Raw genomic sequence first — 15,561 nt, forward strand, 5'->3', positions numbered from 1 at the left:
GAGACCTCACTCGGTCTCTTTTTTATATTTTTAAGATAACCAATCTAATTTTCTAATCCCAAGCTTATCTACTGGTAAACGAAGTGAGCCATAAAAATGCTTCATAAATTGCTCTGAGCGGTTCACATCGTGTAAAATGGCTTCTAAGCGATCTCTATATATGCTTTTTTGTTCTTCGTTTCCAGTTTGGTAATATCGTTCGACCGTTTCAAAATAGTGAAGCGGGAACAGGAGCCTTGCAAATAATAAGCGCCAACCAAATGAGGATAGCGAATAATTACGTTCATAATCTGTAACAAATTGAACAATTGTTTGCTCCCAGTCTTTCTTTTTTTCTATCATCATATGGCGGATCCATTCTGCAATATCTCGACTCGGGTGATCATACACCCAATCAAAAGGAAGTTTGAGCCGCTTCGTTTGATGCCATAATAAAGGTGTGAATCGTTCTTGGCAAATTGTTGCTGCATCCGTTAGTTGCGGCGTATCATCCATTTCTGTATCGACAACATATTGAATTGCATTTTCTGCAACTCCTAAGTAATACGGGAAGGATTCAATAAACAATTGATCGAATACATCTGAAGGGTGGTTCATCACTTGTGATTGCCAAAACTTTTCTAATTGATCGAGCCTTTTTTCCCATAACGCTTTCCATTCACCAATACGGCTTAATTGCTCAATTTCTTCTGGAAAGAATGCACCTCGTTTATGGAATATAGAAAGCTCACTTCCTAATGACATAGCATGTCGTTCTAACGTGCGCATACCTTTTAATAAGCAGTAATTTTGTTCTTCTATCTCACTTACATAGTAGCCGTGTATAGTCGGAACGAAAGTCGCTACAGTTATATCCCCTTGCTGGTTCATATAATCACTGAGCTTTTTCATCTCTACAAGTACTTCTTCCTCCATTTCTCCAATTGGAACAAGTACATAAATTTTGTTGCGAATCCAAAAGCTTTTATAGGGGCCAAGGGGGATTAATTCTTTAACATGCATGTGATAATGCTCATAAATATGATGAATCATCGCAGTCGCCACCTATGGTTTTTCTATATATATATGAGCTTGTGCTCGCCTTTCATTCCTATGCACATGATAAAGCAACGAAACGTATACAAATACTAAAAAGAAAAAAAGGTGATAAACATGAAAGAATCAAATCAACTACAAGAAAGAGCATTACAACTATTACAAGAACGCGGTGTAACAATTGACGATATTGCTGAACTTGTTCATTTTCTTCAAAAAAAATATCATCCAAATTTAGAGATGTCAGAATGCCGTTACAATGTAGAACGTGTACTATCAAAACGTGAAGTACAAAACGCACTGATTACTGGTATCGAACTTGATGTCCTTGCTGAAAAGGGAATGCTAAGTGCGCCGTTACAAGATATCGTAAAACGTGATGAAGGCTTATACGGAATTGATGAAGTTATCGCACTTTCTATCGTGAATGTATACGGATCTATCGGTTTCACGAACTTTGGATATATCGATAAATTAAAACCTGGTATTTTAGAATACTTAAATGATAAATCCACTGGAAAGGTGCACACGTTCCTTGATGATATCGTTGGCGGAATCGCTGCCGCTGCATCAAGCCGTTTAGCGCACCGATCTGAGCACTCAGAATAATAATGTTTTCTAGGCCGTCAGTTTCATGCTGACGGCCTTTCGTATTCCATAAGCATAAATTCTCTTCCACGACTCAAAAAAATAGGCCCTTGCTTAAATCCGATATTTTTATATAGCGTAATCGCTCTTGTATTAAATGTTGCTACACTTAATCGAAACATTTTCGAATTAAATTCCTTAGCAGCAAACGCTATTCCAGCTTGGAAAAATTCTTTTCCCATTCCTTTCCCAGTTAACGCCGGCTTCATACCAAGTCCGATATCAATCACATCTTCTCCACCATATAAATTAGCATCTCTTCCACCTGGTACTTGTGCATTTTCTCCAAAACAAAAATAGCCGATGAACTCTCCTTGATCGTCACAACAGCCATAATAAGTTCCATCTAATAATTCTTTTATTACTTCTTTCTCGCCTGAAAAACTATATAAATTATATGGTTCCTCGTACGCCCACATATTTATCTCATTTGCTTCTTCCTCTGTTAACTTATGTATATCCACTTTCTCTTTCCCCCTATTATATTTCTATTAACAATATTCGATATTCATCTTATAATTCATCTTTCTCAATATGTTTTTTTAATTTATCACTTCATTTTAATGGAAGATTTTTCTTATTATGTTACGATTAAACAGAATCATTACGAATAAGGTGGTGACAATGTGAATTACTTTTCTTACCTCTCCTTAGAAGAACGGCAAAATTTTTTCTATAAAGAACCTCTTAGTTTTTCAAAAAATATAGGGAAAGAACAACTAGCTTACGCACTAGGCGCTACACTATATACTCCTGGCACGAAAGAAACGATTGCGGAAGATATAATTAGAAAGAAACATGTGGATGCTACCTCAATTATTCTTTGTCTAGAAGACGCTATCAGCGATGAGGAAGTAAAACTTGCAGAGCAAAACATCGTCGTTCAAATACAGCAAATCGCCAACTTAGTCAGTGCCAACATACTAAATCAAGCAAACATCCCACTTCTTTTTATTAGAGTTCGACAGCCAAGTCAAATGAAGACAATTGTTACTGAATTAGGTAGTGCTGTTCATTGTTTATGTGGTTTTGTCTTTCCAAAATTCACACCGATTAATGGAAAAGCTTATATCGATCAGCTTGCATATATAAACGAGTTATACTCATTATCACTTTATGGAATGCCGATTTTAGAATCACCAGAAATTATGTATAAAGAAACACGGATAGAATCATTATTACAAATAAAGGATTTACTAGATTCCTATCGTGATCACATCTTAAATGTACGTATTGGTGCTACTGACTTTTCAAGTATATTTAGTATTCGGCGTAATAAATACACACCTATCTATCATATTACTGTTGTTCGTGATTGTATTTCGGACATTATTAACGTTTTCTCAAGGGCAACAAATGAATATATTATTTCAGGATGTGTATGGGAATATTTTTCTAATGATTATGAAGAAGGGCTCATCCAAGAGGTATCACTCGACCATGCAAATGGCTTAATCGGTAAGACAGTTATTCACCCATCTCATATTAAAGTTGTACAGGCAATGCATATTGTCACAATGGAAGATTATTTAGATGCGAGATCAATTTTACAAAATGCAGATACGTATAATGGAGTGCTAAAAAGTAGTTTTTCTAACAAAATGAATGAAGTAAAGCCACATTATGGCTGGGCTCGCAAGACCATTTTAAAATCTAATATTTACGGGGTGCTACATGAAAACAAACAATTTACCGATCTCCTTATTACAAACGCAAAGCAACACGTATAACGTTTTAAATAATATACAAGTTCATGTAGAAGTACGTGATAATCCATATAACTTAGCGCTAGACAATCTGTTTCAAATGGCTGCGAGAATAAATAAGAAACGTAGTTTTTTATTTGTGAGTACAATCCTTGGAAAGCATCTTCCTATTAAACCTGCAGTCTCTCTATCAAGTGGATTTGCTCTCGCTGCAAGATATATGGAAATGCTACATAATACTTCTCATCCATTTCAAAAAGAAATTTTAAATCTCATTTCATTAGAAATTGATGAAATCCCAGAGGAAGTATCTCGTTATCAATATCCTCTGCAAGAAGAAGTTTTGTTCATCGGATTCGCTGAAACAGCGACAGCACTTGGTCATTCTATGTTTCAATGCTTTCAAAATGCAAAGTATGTGCATACAACTAGGGAATCGATACCCAACCTAGAATCTGTCATTACATTTGAGGAAGAACATTCTCATGCAACATCGCACCGTTGTTATGTAGATGAAAGTTTTTTTCAAAACAACAATCCAATTGTTCTCGTAGATGATGAGATGACAACAGGAAAAACAGCATTAAATATTATTAGATCTATTCAAAATAAATTCCCAAGAGAAGAATATATAATTGCTTCTTTATTAGACTGGCGTTCTCATACTAATAGAAAACAATTTAAACAATTAGAAGAAGAACTTCAAATTAAGATTCATGTTATTTCTTTATTAGAAGGCAGTATTCATACAACTGGCCAACCATTAAATATTGCAAAAACAGATATTCAAATTAAAGAAACAAAACCTGATTTCAAAAAGCATACCCTTACCTGCCCAACATCACCCTATACATCAAATTATATAAAATATACTGGGCGATTCGGCATTTCAGCATATGAACAAAAGCACATTCATTCTTTCGCTCAAGAAGCAGGAAGAACTTTAAATAGAGAAAGAATTGGAAAACGAACACTTTGTCTCGGAACGGGTGAATTTATGTATATCCCAATGAAAATTGCTGCTGAAATGGGCGAAAATATTTTATATCAATCTACAACACGAAGCCCTATCCATCCTGTTTCAAATGATGTGAACTACGCCATTCATAATCATTTCTCATATCCAAGTCCTGAAGATTCTACTATTACAAATTACTTCTATAATATTTCACCTTATGATTACGATGAAGTATTTGTTTTTATTGAACGTGATTTAGGAGAAGAAGCCCTATCTCCACTTCTACAGCAGTTACAAACAGTTATTCCCTTTATTCATATCGTCTCATTTTCAAATAGCATAGAAAAGGAAGGTTGATAATTATGGTAAAAGTAAATTCTCATATTAGTAGTTACAATCCAAATGATGCTATTTTTCTATTAAAAGATATTAGTGATTTAATGAAAGAAAGCTCCACGGAAACTAGAGAACAAGCAATTCAAGCTGGCACACATTATTCCGAAATGTTACCAATGGAATATAAACCATCTAAAGCGTATATGGATTTATTCTTTTTTTCCCTGCAACAATACAAACACAAACTAGCCATCGCTGTTGGAGTTGTCGCCGAACAAATTATACAGACTAAAGGAACTAACCTTGTCCTCGTTTCATTAGCTCGTGCTGGTACACCTATTGGCATTCTTATAAAACGCTACATACGCTATCAATACAACCTTGATGTACCTCACTATTGTATTTCTATTGTTCGCGGACGCGGTATTGATGAAAATGCACTCCATTATATTTTGGAACATCACCCTAAAGAAACAATTCAATTCATTGATGGGTGGACTGGGAAAGGTGCAATAAAAAAAGAATTAGAATATGCAGTACACACATTTAACGAACGAAATAATACACACATTTCTCATTGTATGGCTGTGCTTGCTGATCCCGGTTACTGTACTTCAATTTACGGTACACGTGAAGATTTCCTTATTCCTAGCGCTTGCTTAAATGCAACCGTCTCTGGACTAATTAGCCGCACTGTACTAAATGACACCTATATCGGTCCAAATGATTTTCATGGTGTTAAATATTATAAAGAGCTAGAACAAGAAGATTTATCAAATTTCTTCATTGATGAGGTAACAGATTTATTCCCTTCTGTTCATTCTCATATAGATAATCAATTACGTTATATTGCTTCAACTTACACGGATCCCTCTTGGCAAGGATTAAAAGATATACAGTCTATCCAAAATCACTTTGAAATTGACGATATTAACTTAATTAAACCAGGAGTCGGTGAAACAACTCGCGTATTACTCCGGAGAATACCGTGGAAAATTTTAATACGTAAGCAAAACAATCCCGATTTAAAGCATATTTTACTTCTTGCTAAAGAAAAGAATGTCCCTATTGAAATCTATGAGAATATGGCTTATTCATGTTGCGGGCTCATTAAGCCTCTTAAGAGGGAAACGATATGATTTTCGCCAGTGATCTTGATCAGACGCTTATTTATTCCCGGAAATCGTTTCGTGCCCCTATAGAAGATGGATCAATTCAACTCATTGAAACTTTAGATGGGAAAGAAATTTCTTTCATATCACATAAAACCATTTCACTACTAAAAAAATTGCAACTGCACTCACATTTCATCCCAGTTACAACAAGAACTATTGAGCAGTTTCAGCGTATTTCTTTATTCCAAGACGAAATCATTCCCGAATACGCCATTACAAGTAACGGCGGTAATATCCTTCATAACGGTAAACAAGATGGTACTTGGAACAGGATAGTAAAAGAAAGACTATCGTTTGAATGTATAGAGAGAAACGACATACTAAAGGAATTTGGGCAAATAGCTCATAAAGATTGGGTTACATCACAAAAAACAGCTGATGATCTATTCCATTATTGCATCGTTAAACGAGAGAACATTCCTTATGATGAATTATCATCCTTCACTTCCTGGTTAGACAAACAAGGCTGGAATCATTCACTTCAAGGTAGAAAGCTATACTTTGTACCAAAACCAATTAACAAATGGGACGCCGTGCAATATATAAAAGAAATTTTGCAAATAGATACGATTATTACAGCTGGGGATTCTTTACTTGATTTATGCATGCTTGAAAAGGCGAGCCATGCCTTCGCACCACTTCATGGTGAATTAGGGGCAATGCATGACAACTTACAATCCCATATTTTAAAAACAGACGCAATCGGCATATATGCCGCAGAAGAAATCGTAAATAAATCACTTCAAATTATTCACAGTTCATTACCTACCTCACGGTCATAATATGCACAATTGCATACGCACCGCAATTAAACAAATGGTACAATTTATTTGAATCGCTGTTGCTACACTTCTTGATTAAAGAAAAGGCGTTAACACGGAAATTAGCGTCTTATCAACCTCAAGCAATTGGCACATTTTGTCATCTTAAAAGACACTCGAAAGAGTGTCTTTTTTTCTATATTCCACAAGGACTTACTCATTTCAAAGTATAAATACATAAAATAATGTAAATCGTTACACGAATAAATCACTTTCTAAAAGTTATGAAGTAGATTCAAAATAAAAAAGCACTCTTAACTAGAGTGCTTTTTACTTTCAAACAAGGAGGCTACATATATGGATAGTACTCTCGTATTTAACTTCGGCATTGGTATTGTCATCATTTTATTTGTTTTCTTTGTTCTTTGTATGAGTGGGGTATAGAAAGGCGATTTTGGGCGTCTTTTTATACATACATATGTCTTCCTTGACTTCCGTAATACAAGTAACCATAATAGTTACAGATATACAAATAACTATTCACTTATCCACAAATAGGAGGAAGAACAATGAAACATGTAATCGTTTATGCACATCCAAATACAGAAAGCTTCAACCATGCGATTTTAGAAACGGTAAAAAGTGAATTAGAAGAAAAAGGTCATGAAGTACGCGTTCGCGATCTATACGAATTAAACTTCAATCCAGTATTAGGCGCTTCCGATTTCATCTCATTTTCTCAAGGAAGCACACCAGAAGATATTAAAGAAGAGCAAGAGCATATCTCTTGGGCGGATAGCATTACATTCATTTATCCAGTTTGGTGGGCGGGACTTCCTGCTATTTTAAAAGGATACGTTGACCGTGTATTTAGCCACAGATTTGCTTATGCTTACGGTGAAAACGGCATTGAAAAGTTATTAAGCGGTAAAAAAGGATTGTTATTATCTACAATGGGCAATACGAAAGAAGCATACACAGCAGGCGGCATGTTTGATGCAATGAAGAAAACAGCGGATGTTGGTATTTTTGAATTTACAGGTATTGAAACACTTGAGCATACATTCTATACAAGTGTCCCTTCTGTGGATAATGATGTGCGTAAACAATATCTTGAAGAAGTAAAAGACGTTGTGAATCGTGCATTCTAATAAAATTATATCAGCGATTTTTTTAATATATCAGCGCAACTCAGATTATATCAGCGATTTTCTAAATATATCGGCGTAACTCAGATTATATCGGCGATTTTTCAAATATATCGACTTACCGACAAAAATCGACACTAGTCACAACGAAATAAAAAAAGCTGTTCCAAAGTTTGGAACAGCTTTTTTCATTACATCTTCTCAATCCACTCCGTCAAGTTATGCACAACTTGCGTCGGTTGAACTTCGTATTCTGTTAACTTCTCCACAGTTGTGACTCCAGTGTGGACAAGAAGCGTATGCATACCAGCATTTACTCCTGCTAAAATGTCTGTATCATAGTTATCCCCAACCATTAATGCTTCATCTTTTCCTATACCAAGAACTTTTAAAGCTTGTTCCATAATGATTGATTCTGGTTTTCCGATAAAGATTGGATCCACACCTGTCGATACTGCTACAACCGATGTTAATGAACCGTTACCTGGTAATAATCCTCGCTCAGTTGGGATGGCAATGTCCCCATTTGTGGAAATAAACGTTGCGCCGTTACGCACAGCAAGACACGCTTTTGCTAACTTTTCATATGTGATGTCACGATCTAAACCAACAACAACGAAATCAGGATTTTCATCCACAAGTTCAAATCCTTTTTCCACAAGAGCATCGTGTAAGCCTTCTTCACCAATCATATATACAGTTGCATCTTGTTTACGTTCATAAATGAAGTTCGCTGTCGCCATACTCGTTGTAAATACTTGCTCCGCTTTCGCTGGAATATCGAAACGAACAAGTTTTTCTGCCACTTGTTCTGGTTTGCGAGTTGAGTTATTCGTAACGAATAAATATGGAATGCCGCGCTCTCCTAATGCTTTGACGAAGTCGCTTGCTTCTTCAATTTGTTCTTCTCCGCGATACATCGTACCGTCTAAGTCAATTAAGTAACCTTTATACATCGATTATGTCTCTCCTTCTATGCTAACGTTCTCACCTTATCATACCACTTTTATATTACCCGCTTTTCCAAAAGAAAAAAACGCTTTACCTTAAAGCGCCCCATAACGTTCATTTTTTCTCTTTTATTTGGTAAGAACAACTACAATCGCCCTCGCACATGTTTGCTAGCGTTTTCACATCTGCGTTCGTAAATAAACGCTTATACATCTCTTTTTCATCTTCACATACTTGCGGGAATCTCTCTGCAATTTCTTTTAACGGACAGTTTTGTTTTTCAATTACGAAAGAATTCTCTCCGTCTCTCTTTATTTGAACCATATAACCATTTCTCTCTTGCATAGCTGCTATCTCTTGCACTTTATATGCTAAATTCTTTTGATTACTTACTCTCTTTTGCAACTGTTCTTCCATACGCTTCGTTCTCTCTTTTAAAACGTAATGAAGTATTTTTTCATCGCCCATTCGAGCTAAATCTTCTAGCATATCAATCGCAAATTGCTTATACTCTTTCGGGAATGTATCTTCTCCCTTTTCACTTAATCCATACAAATAAGTTGGTCTTCCGACATGTTGCCTTACCATCTTAGAATAAATGAGTCCGTCTTTCTCAAGATTACTTAAATGTCTTCTGATTGCCATTTCTGTAATCTCTAAAACGTCAGCCAATTCAGCTACTGTGTGCTCTCCCTTTACTTTCAACAATTGCACAATCTCGTCTTTCGTAGTACGTGCTTCCCCCATACTTCACCCTTCTCCCTTTTCTTTCTCACATACAATATAAGATCCCCAAAAGGTATTCTCTGGGGATCTTATAAGCATAATTATTCTGGTACAAATGCAGATACAGGTCCTAATTCCTTTTCTAAATAACTGCGAATATTTGCTGGGTACTTTTCTACCACTGCAATATGTTTTTGAATCGTCTTATATAATTCATCATGATTCATTTGAATATAATCTTGCGTAAGCATTTTTCGAAGAAGGATAATTTCTTTCATCCCTTGTCCATCTTCTTCACTTATCACTCGCTCGTCCATTAAAATATCAATAATATCTTCATAGCTTCCTGGATCGCGCATAATAAATCCATCAATCATCGCATTTCCTACATCTAATACAGTATCAATAATAAGATGGGCTATGCGCTCTAATGCGTAAAATTCAAACTCGGTTTCATATATCTTTTTCTTTTGAAATGTACTTGTTGCTCGTTCTAAACATACTAGCATTTGTTCTATTTTCTTTCTGTCTACAAAATACATGAATGTCACCTACCTGGAAATTAAAGCATTTACATTTTAATTGTAACGCTTTCTTCTGAAAAAATCGACAATTTTTCGAATTCACCTTTTCTCCGTTATTTGTTATAGTTATATTTGTATGATTTTTGAAATTGGAGGAATGGAATCTTGGAACGTGAACTCGCACTAGAAATTGTCCGTGTAACAGAAGCAGCAGCCTTAGCATCCGCACAGTGGATGGGCCGCGGAAAGAAAAATGAAGCAGATGATGCAGCAACTACAGCAATGCGTGATATGTTCGATTCAGTAAACATGGCAGGTACAGTTGTAATTGGTGAAGGAGAACTTGATGAAGCACCGATGTTGTATATTGGTGAAGAACTAGGAACAGGTAACGGTCCAGAAGTAGATATCGCCGTTGATCCATTAGAAGGTACAAACATCGTTGCAAAAGGTCTTGCAAATGCAATGGCAGTTATTGCAATCGCAGACAAAGGGAACCTTCTTCATGCTCCTGATATGTACATGGAAAAAATCGCGGTTGGTCCAAAAGCAGCTGGTAAAATTAGCTTAGATGATCCAATTGAAAAAACAATTGAAATTGTAGCAGAAGCTAACAATAAAAAGATTCGTGACCTAACGGTTATCGTTCAAGAACGTGAACGTCATCAAGATATTATTGACCGTGTTCGTGCAAAAGGTGCACGCGTAAAATTATTTGGTGACGGTGATGTTGGTGCGTCAATCGCAACAGCACTACCTGGAACGGGTATCGACTTATTCGTAGGTATTGGCGGAGCTCCAGAAGGTGTTATTTCTGCAGCAGCATTAAAGTGCCTTGAAGGTGAAATGCAAGCTCGCTTAGTTCCAATGAACGAAGAAGAAGAAGCTCGTTGTCGTGAAATGGGATTAGAAGACCCTCGTCAACTTCTTATGTTAGATGACTTAGTATCTGGGGATGATGCAATCTTCTCAGCAACTGGTGTATCTGCTGGTGAGTTATTAGACGGTGTTAAATTCCTTGGCGGAGATTTAGCTGAAACATACTCTATCGTAATGCGTTACAAAACAAGAACAGTACGATTCATTAAAACGCATCACCATTTAGATCATAAACCACACTTAAACTTAGATATTTAATAAAGGAGCCATGTGTATGGAAGAACGTTTCTTTCTGTACGACGACACTGTCGCTACAAAAACTCGTTTCGTTAGCTTTATGGGAGAAAATGAGCGTCATGATTTAGCGCTTTTATACTCCGATCGTCATTACGGTAAAACAATTGTACTTGATATGCAAAGTAATAAATTTGCAATTATCGGTGCTGACGATTTAAACGAACCAGGCTACTTAGAGCACGCATTTTCTATGACTGAAGAAATTGCAGAAGAACTACGCTCATTTTTATTTGAACTTATATAATTTATCGTATGCACCAGCTATTTTAGCTGGTGTTTTTTCGTTATAAGAGTTTTGAATTTTCAATCTTCTATGTTATAATTAAGAATAAATCTATTTGGATAGAAAGGACGTTATCTACGTATGCCAACATTTACTTTGTAATGGACCAGCAATCGGATAGCATTACTCTCAAAAAAGCACCTCGCTTTTTCAAGGGAGTAGTCTGCCCATTCCCATTACAAAGGAACGTAACGCATCTGTAGTATGATGTTTACGGAGGTTCCTCTTTGGGGAACCTCCTTTTATTTTTGTCTATTTCTCATGTCTTCATACTACAAAACATCCAAATAGCTGTATTACGTTTCTTTGCCACTACTATAAGAGGTGAAGAAAAATGCAGAAAGTACAACTTTCTTGGAGTTTATATGAAAACGAGCAAAACACAATCGAAAAATATTGTAAAAATTGCAGACGTACTACCCTATTTACCGACACAAATATTCGTAGGCATAACGCCAACGGAAAAAACATATACCGCTTTGCCATTTATAAATGTCCGAAAGACCATACGTGGAATCAAAAACTGCGTATTTATAAATCATTTACTGATCACGTTGAAACAGTCGATATGACGCAGCATGATCAACCAGAAACAACTACTACCATTTCCATTACGCAACATAAAGAAAGTGGCTTAGCCGAAATCACGATCGTATTAGATATCGTTTTCGGTTCCCACCGCATTGATAAAGCCTTATCCACATATATTTCCGACTGGAGCCGTACACTCATTGTGGATAAAATTAAAAATGGGGATATTCAATTGAACGGACAACAAATGAAGCCAAATACAATACTTTCTGAAGGCGATCATATCTCGATTTGTTTATAAGCGAGAATATGTAAAAAATCCTCTTACAATTGTAAGAGGATTTTTTTATTTCTTCACTTTTCGTAATACGAAGTGTGCACAACCGAAGTTACAGTACTCGTATAAATACTCCGTTAACGTACTAATTTTCGTATCATATGTCGCACGTTGGTTACTATCATCAAAGAATCCGCGCAATCTAAGTTGCTCATATCCCCAGTCTCCAACGATATAATCATATTTATTTAAAATTTCTGCATAGCGCTCTTTAAATGCTTCTTCACTAAAACCGTCACGAAAGTTTTTAATTACTTCGTACTGAACATTATTAATGCTCACCGTAGCATGAATCTCTTGCTCTTGCTTTTGCTCCATCATTAACTTCCTCTCTAAGCATTCTTCTTTTTATCGTATCACAAAGCATAACAACCAACAATTTCAAATACAAAAAATTGCAAATTAGTACATGCTATGGAGAAGGAGGTGATACATCGTGAAAAAACAAATTTTACTTTCCCTTCTCACTCTTTCCTTATTTGCAGGCTGCCAAACAAATAATAAAGCCGAAATGGAGCGCGAAGAAGGAAGCCGTGTTCTTGTTTCCAATAAAAACGACATGTATCATACAGAAAATACAAATACAAGACTCACGAGAGTCGGTTATTCTTCTAAACAAAAACATGAAGTATCTAACAAGCAAGTAGGGGCCATTAATCGCGAGAAGGTCGCTGAAATGATTACAAGCATGACAGTCAAACTTCCTGACGTTACAAACGCTGCTACACTCGTTACTGATGATGAAGTGTTCGTTGTATACCGCGCAAACACAACGGATCCAAAACTTGTAGCAGATCAAGTATATAAAACCGCTTTGTCCATCGTCCCTCGCTATTATAAAGCATATGTATCAACAGACCAAAAGTTGATTTCCCAAATTCAAGGCCTTCAATCTGGCGCATTAAATGATACAGAATATACGCAAAGCCTCGATATGTTAAAACGTGAAATGAGTAAAAATCCTCATTTGAACAATACGGGGGATCAGACTTTGAATGACATGATTAAAAAGTAAAACAGGTGGAGAAAATCTCCACCTGTTTTACTTTTTATTTTTTATTACGATCCGCATAAACCTCCATCGCATCACACATAAACTGCGCTAACCCCTCGCCAAACTTATCGATATTTTTCGTAAAGCGATCATCAGCGACGTACATTTGACCGAGGCCCTTAAAAGCGTCTAATGAATAGTGACTAAAGTTTTGCAAGTAATCGTACCATACTTTGATAGCTGCCTGCGCTTCTTTAGAATCTGGTGCATCGTGTCTAAGCGTTGCTAAATTTCTATAAATAGCATTAAACTCCTCTTGATTCTCTTTTGACATACCTTTTGCATATTCGTTCGCTTTATCTACAGCTGCGTCTCCCCATCTTTCACGTGCTTCTTCTTCATATGGGTTATGGCTGAAATCGAATCCTTCAAATTTCTCTTTATTCGTCATTTCAATCTCTCCTTTTGTATGCTGAATTGTTTTATCAATCGTCGCAATCACCTTATCTAATCTGGAACGCTTTTCAAGAAGCATTTTCTTATGAAGCTGTAGTGCCTCTTCGCGATCGAATGATGGACTCATGATAATCTCTTTAATTTTCTTCAAAGGGAAGCCAAGCTCTTTAAAAAACAAAATTTGCTGCAATGTCTCTAAATTTTCATTGGAATACAAACGATATCCAGACTCTGTCGTCTCGTCTGGGGTTAATAACCCAATTTCATCGTAATGATGCAGTGTGCGCACACTAATTCCAACTAAATCAGCTACTTCTTTTACTCTCATTGTCATTTGTATCTCCCCCTTAGTACATACGATAAAGTATGACGCAACGTTAGAGTCAATAAGTAAATTCATTTTCTTTCTAAAAGTTTCATCTCTCCCATATTTCATGCATAATAGATATGTACATATATTAGAAAGCGGTGAAAGTATGGTTTCAAATACTGTAATTGCCAGCATCATCTTTCAACTCATTGTCTCGATTCTGGTCCCAATTATCGTACTCGTTTATTTCCGTAAAAAATATAATATTAATTGGAAAGTGGTCGGCGTTGGTGTTCTTATCTTTATCGGATTTACCCAAATTCTTGAAACACCATTCCACTTATTTATGCGCGGTAATCCAACAATCGCTCCATTTTTAGAAAATCCGTTTGTCTTCGCAATTTATGGCGGATTGACTGCTGGTATTTTTGAAGAATTAGGACGCTTCGTTGCCTTCTTCTTCTTACTAAAAAAATATCTAGAATATAAAGATGGCTTCGCTTATGGAATTGGTCACGGCGGAATTGAATCTATTTTAATTGGCGGTTTTTCTGCATTACAAGCATTAATCTTTGCTAATTCTATTAACGATGGTAGCTTCGCTCGACTGATTGAACAAAAACCCGAGCTCAGCATTTTACAGGACATGCTAATTCAGCAACCTGCCTACTTATACTTCCTTGGTAGCTTAGAAAGAATTATGGCACTCGTGCTTCAAATCGCCTTTACAATGCTTGTTTTATACGCAGTAAAACAGAAGAAATACATCTTCCTAGTATACGCTATACTATTCCACGCATTTGTAGACTTTTTCGCGGCACTTTACCAAACAAAAACAATCAACATCTTTGTTGCCGAAGGAATTACACTTCTCTGTACAATTGGCGCTGTCGTTCTTATTCGCAAAATGAAAGAGAAATTAATGAGTGTACCGGAGTAAAAAATAAACCACCAAAATTGGTGGTTTATTTTTCATATGGATTACCACACTGATGATAACTTTTACCCTCCCGCAACTCCCTCTTTGTTTCTGCATCTATAACGATGTACCTATGAAACTCTTCTACTGCATTTTGAGTAAAAGAAGCGAAAAAATAAACTTGGCGATCAGGGTGAACAAAAAAATCTTGAAGCACCACTCTACTTCGACAACCGACTGCTGTTTTTTGTAAGAAAGAAAATTCCTCATCAGCCACTTCTTTAAATGAAATTTTTTTACGAACACTATATGCTGCATTTTTGTACTCTTTATAAATTTTCTTATCTAACTGTTTATAAAAAACATCCTCACTCACAAATGACTTATTTCGATTGCTTGGATAATTTAGTTTTCGGTTGGATTCTGCATATATTGTGGACAATTGCGCAAGAAAACAAATAATGATTACGATACATATCATTTTTTTCATCATTGCACCTCAATTTTTTATTATCCACATTACTTTTCCACATATTTAAATCCATATGCTGTTTCCAATAAAAAGGAATTATTTCCACATTTGTCGA

General features: G+C 36.0%; 19 protein-coding genes. 11 read left to right on the plus strand and 8 right to left on the minus strand.

Going from position 1 to position 15,561, the window contains the following annotated elements:
* Positions 1-30: 30 nt before the first annotated feature.
* The gene (gene yutH / locus RT27_RS07515) at positions 31-1,032 is read right to left on the minus strand and encodes a spore coat putative kinase YutH (protein ID WP_016079853.1); all 1,002 of its coding nucleotides are present in this window, start codon (positions 1,030-1,032) and stop codon (positions 31-33) included.
* Positions 1,033-1,152: 120 nt separating this feature from the next.
* On the opposite strand from yutH, the gene RT27_RS07520 reads away from it, so the two are divergent.
* Complete coding sequence (locus RT27_RS07520) at positions 1,153-1,644, plus strand: phosphatidylglycerophosphatase A (RefSeq protein WP_016079852.1); 492 nt, start codon at positions 1,153-1,155, stop codon at positions 1,642-1,644.
* A 23-nt stretch (positions 1,645-1,667) separates the two neighbouring features.
* On the opposite strand, the gene RT27_RS07525 is transcribed toward RT27_RS07520, so the two are convergent.
* Entirely contained in the window at positions 1,668-2,147 is a 480-nt protein-coding gene (locus RT27_RS07525) for a GNAT family protein (protein ID WP_016079851.1), read from the minus strand.
* Positions 2,148-2,309: 162 nt separating this feature from the next.
* On the opposite strand from RT27_RS07525, the gene RT27_RS07530 reads away from it, so the two are divergent.
* The 5 genes from RT27_RS07530 to RT27_RS07550 all read left to right on the plus strand — a co-directional run bounded on the left by RT27_RS07530 (position 2,310) and on the right by RT27_RS07550 (position 7,770).
* Entirely contained in the window at positions 2,310-3,413 is a 1,104-nt protein-coding gene (locus RT27_RS07530) for an HpcH/HpaI aldolase/citrate lyase family protein (protein ID WP_043935762.1), read from the plus strand.
* Positions 3,358-4,704: a phosphoribosyltransferase family protein gene (locus tag RT27_RS07535; protein ID WP_042969147.1), complete on the plus strand. Its 1,347-nt coding sequence runs from the start codon at positions 3,358-3,360 to the stop codon at positions 4,702-4,704. Before RT27_RS07530 ends, RT27_RS07535 begins: the two co-directional genes overlap by 56 nt.
* Before the next feature lie 5 nt (positions 4,705-4,709).
* Positions 4,710-5,822 (plus strand): cysteine protease StiP family protein, encoded by a 1,113-nt coding sequence (locus tag RT27_RS07540; RefSeq protein ID WP_043935763.1) that lies wholly within the window; start codon positions 4,710-4,712, stop codon positions 5,820-5,822.
* On the plus strand, positions 5,819-6,640 hold the full coding sequence (locus RT27_RS34775) for an HAD hydrolase family protein (RefSeq protein ID WP_043935764.1): 822 nt from the start codon (positions 5,819-5,821) through the stop codon (positions 6,638-6,640). The genes RT27_RS07540 and RT27_RS34775 overlap by 4 nt, the downstream gene beginning before the upstream one ends.
* Before the next feature lie 548 nt (positions 6,641-7,188).
* Complete coding sequence (locus RT27_RS07550; RefSeq protein ID WP_043935765.1) at positions 7,189-7,770, plus strand: NAD(P)H-dependent oxidoreductase; 582 nt, start codon at positions 7,189-7,191, stop codon at positions 7,768-7,770.
* 188 nt (positions 7,771-7,958) lie between these two features.
* Here the strand turns inward: RT27_RS07550 and RT27_RS07555 are convergent, their stop codons facing one another.
* From RT27_RS07555 to RT27_RS07565, 3 genes are all read right to left on the minus strand, one after another.
* Positions 7,959-8,723, minus strand: a complete 765-nt coding sequence (locus RT27_RS07555; protein WP_000276470.1) for a TIGR01457 family HAD-type hydrolase — start codon at positions 8,721-8,723, stop codon at positions 7,959-7,961.
* Positions 8,724-8,832: 109 nt separating this feature from the next.
* Entirely contained in the window at positions 8,833-9,465 is a 633-nt protein-coding gene (locus RT27_RS07560) for a metalloregulator ArsR/SmtB family transcription factor (protein WP_016079845.1), read from the minus strand.
* Positions 9,466-9,545: 80 nt separating this feature from the next.
* The gene (locus tag RT27_RS07565) at positions 9,546-9,986 is read right to left on the minus strand and encodes a DUF86 domain-containing protein (RefSeq protein ID WP_016079844.1); all 441 of its coding nucleotides are present in this window, start codon (positions 9,984-9,986) and stop codon (positions 9,546-9,548) included.
* Between the two features lie 147 nt (positions 9,987-10,133).
* Here RT27_RS07565 and glpX point away from each other — a divergent pair, with 147 nt between their 5' ends.
* The 3 genes from glpX (at position 10,134) to RT27_RS07580 (ending at position 12,259) form a co-directional block, all read left to right on the plus strand.
* Entirely contained in the window at positions 10,134-11,105 is a 972-nt protein-coding gene (gene glpX, locus RT27_RS07570; RefSeq protein WP_000439090.1) for a class II fructose-bisphosphatase, read from the plus strand.
* Between the two features lie 16 nt (positions 11,106-11,121).
* Entirely contained in the window at positions 11,122-11,388 is a 267-nt protein-coding gene (locus RT27_RS07575) for a DUF3055 domain-containing protein (RefSeq protein ID WP_000392611.1), read from the plus strand.
* A 373-nt stretch (positions 11,389-11,761) separates the two neighbouring features.
* Complete coding sequence (locus RT27_RS07580) at positions 11,762-12,259, plus strand: hypothetical protein (RefSeq protein WP_016079843.1); 498 nt, start codon at positions 11,762-11,764, stop codon at positions 12,257-12,259.
* A gap of 45 nt (positions 12,260-12,304) precedes the next feature.
* On the opposite strand, the gene RT27_RS07585 is transcribed toward RT27_RS07580, so the two are convergent.
* Positions 12,305-12,613: a YutD family protein gene (locus tag RT27_RS07585; protein ID WP_000435946.1), complete on the minus strand. Its 309-nt coding sequence runs from the start codon at positions 12,611-12,613 to the stop codon at positions 12,305-12,307.
* A 118-nt stretch (positions 12,614-12,731) separates the two neighbouring features.
* Here RT27_RS07585 and RT27_RS07590 point away from each other — a divergent pair, with 118 nt between their 5' ends.
* Positions 12,732-13,310 (plus strand): YhcN/YlaJ family sporulation lipoprotein, encoded by a 579-nt coding sequence (locus RT27_RS07590; RefSeq protein ID WP_016079842.1) that lies wholly within the window; start codon positions 12,732-12,734, stop codon positions 13,308-13,310.
* 34 nt (positions 13,311-13,344) lie between these two features.
* Here the strand turns inward: RT27_RS07590 and RT27_RS07595 are convergent, their stop codons facing one another.
* Positions 13,345-14,079 (minus strand): MerR family transcriptional regulator, encoded by a 735-nt coding sequence (locus tag RT27_RS07595; protein ID WP_043935766.1) that lies wholly within the window; start codon positions 14,077-14,079, stop codon positions 13,345-13,347.
* A 100-nt stretch (positions 14,080-14,179) separates the two neighbouring features.
* On the opposite strand from RT27_RS07595, the gene RT27_RS07600 reads away from it, so the two are divergent.
* A complete protein-coding gene (locus RT27_RS07600; protein WP_016079840.1) occupies positions 14,180-14,995 on the plus strand; it encodes a YhfC family intramembrane metalloprotease in 816 nt (271 codons plus the stop codon).
* A gap of 25 nt (positions 14,996-15,020) precedes the next feature.
* Here the strand turns inward: RT27_RS07600 and RT27_RS07605 are convergent, their stop codons facing one another.
* Positions 15,021-15,464, minus strand: coding sequence for a hypothetical protein (locus RT27_RS07605; protein WP_043935767.1), 444 nt, complete (start codon positions 15,462-15,464; stop codon positions 15,021-15,023).
* Positions 15,465-15,561: the final 97 nt, after the last annotated feature.

Source organism: Bacillus sp. L_1B0_5, from assembly GCF_000836715.1.
Lineage (GTDB): Bacteria > Bacillota > Bacilli > Bacillales > Bacillaceae_G > Bacillus_A > Bacillus_A thuringiensis_S.

Excerpts from the sequence above, each read along its gene's own strand:
- RT27_RS07580 (WP_016079843.1), top strand. The coding sequence starts at position 11,762 with ATGCAGAAAGTACAACTTTCTTGGAGTTTATATGAAAACGAGCAAAAC.
- RT27_RS07585 (WP_000435946.1), bottom strand. The coding sequence starts at position 12,613 with ATGGAGCAAAAGCAAGAGCAAGAGATTCATGCTACGGTGAGCATTAAT.
- RT27_RS34775 (WP_043935764.1), top strand. The coding sequence starts at position 5,819 with ATGATTTTCGCCAGTGATCTTGATCAGACGCTTATTTATTCCCGGAAA.
- RT27_RS07605 (WP_043935767.1), bottom strand. The coding sequence starts at position 15,464 with ATGAAAAAAATGATATGTATCGTAATCATTATTTGTTTTCTTGCGCAA.
- RT27_RS07595 (WP_043935766.1), bottom strand. The coding sequence starts at position 14,079 with ATGACAATGAGAGTAAAAGAAGTAGCTGATTTAGTTGGAATTAGTGTG.
- RT27_RS07565 (WP_016079844.1), bottom strand. The coding sequence starts at position 9,986 with ATGTATTTTGTAGACAGAAAGAAAATAGAACAAATGCTAGTATGTTTA.
- RT27_RS07550 (WP_043935765.1), top strand. The coding sequence starts at position 7,189 with ATGAAACATGTAATCGTTTATGCACATCCAAATACAGAAAGCTTCAAC.
- RT27_RS07600 (WP_016079840.1), top strand. The coding sequence starts at position 14,180 with ATGCATAATAGATATGTACATATATTAGAAAGCGGTGAAAGTATGGTT.
- RT27_RS07560 (WP_016079845.1), bottom strand. The coding sequence starts at position 9,465 with ATGGGGGAAGCACGTACTACGAAAGACGAGATTGTGCAATTGTTGAAA.
- RT27_RS07535 (WP_042969147.1), top strand. The coding sequence starts at position 3,358 with ATGAAAACAAACAATTTACCGATCTCCTTATTACAAACGCAAAGCAAC.
- RT27_RS07540 (WP_043935763.1), top strand. The coding sequence starts at position 4,710 with ATGGTAAAAGTAAATTCTCATATTAGTAGTTACAATCCAAATGATGCT.
- RT27_RS07520 (WP_016079852.1), top strand. The coding sequence starts at position 1,153 with ATGAAAGAATCAAATCAACTACAAGAAAGAGCATTACAACTATTACAA.
- yutH (WP_016079853.1), bottom strand. The coding sequence starts at position 1,032 with ATGATTCATCATATTTATGAGCATTATCACATGCATGTTAAAGAATTA.
- RT27_RS07575 (WP_000392611.1), top strand. The coding sequence starts at position 11,122 with ATGGAAGAACGTTTCTTTCTGTACGACGACACTGTCGCTACAAAAACT.
- RT27_RS07555 (WP_000276470.1), bottom strand. The coding sequence starts at position 8,723 with ATGTATAAAGGTTACTTAATTGACTTAGACGGTACGATGTATCGCGGA.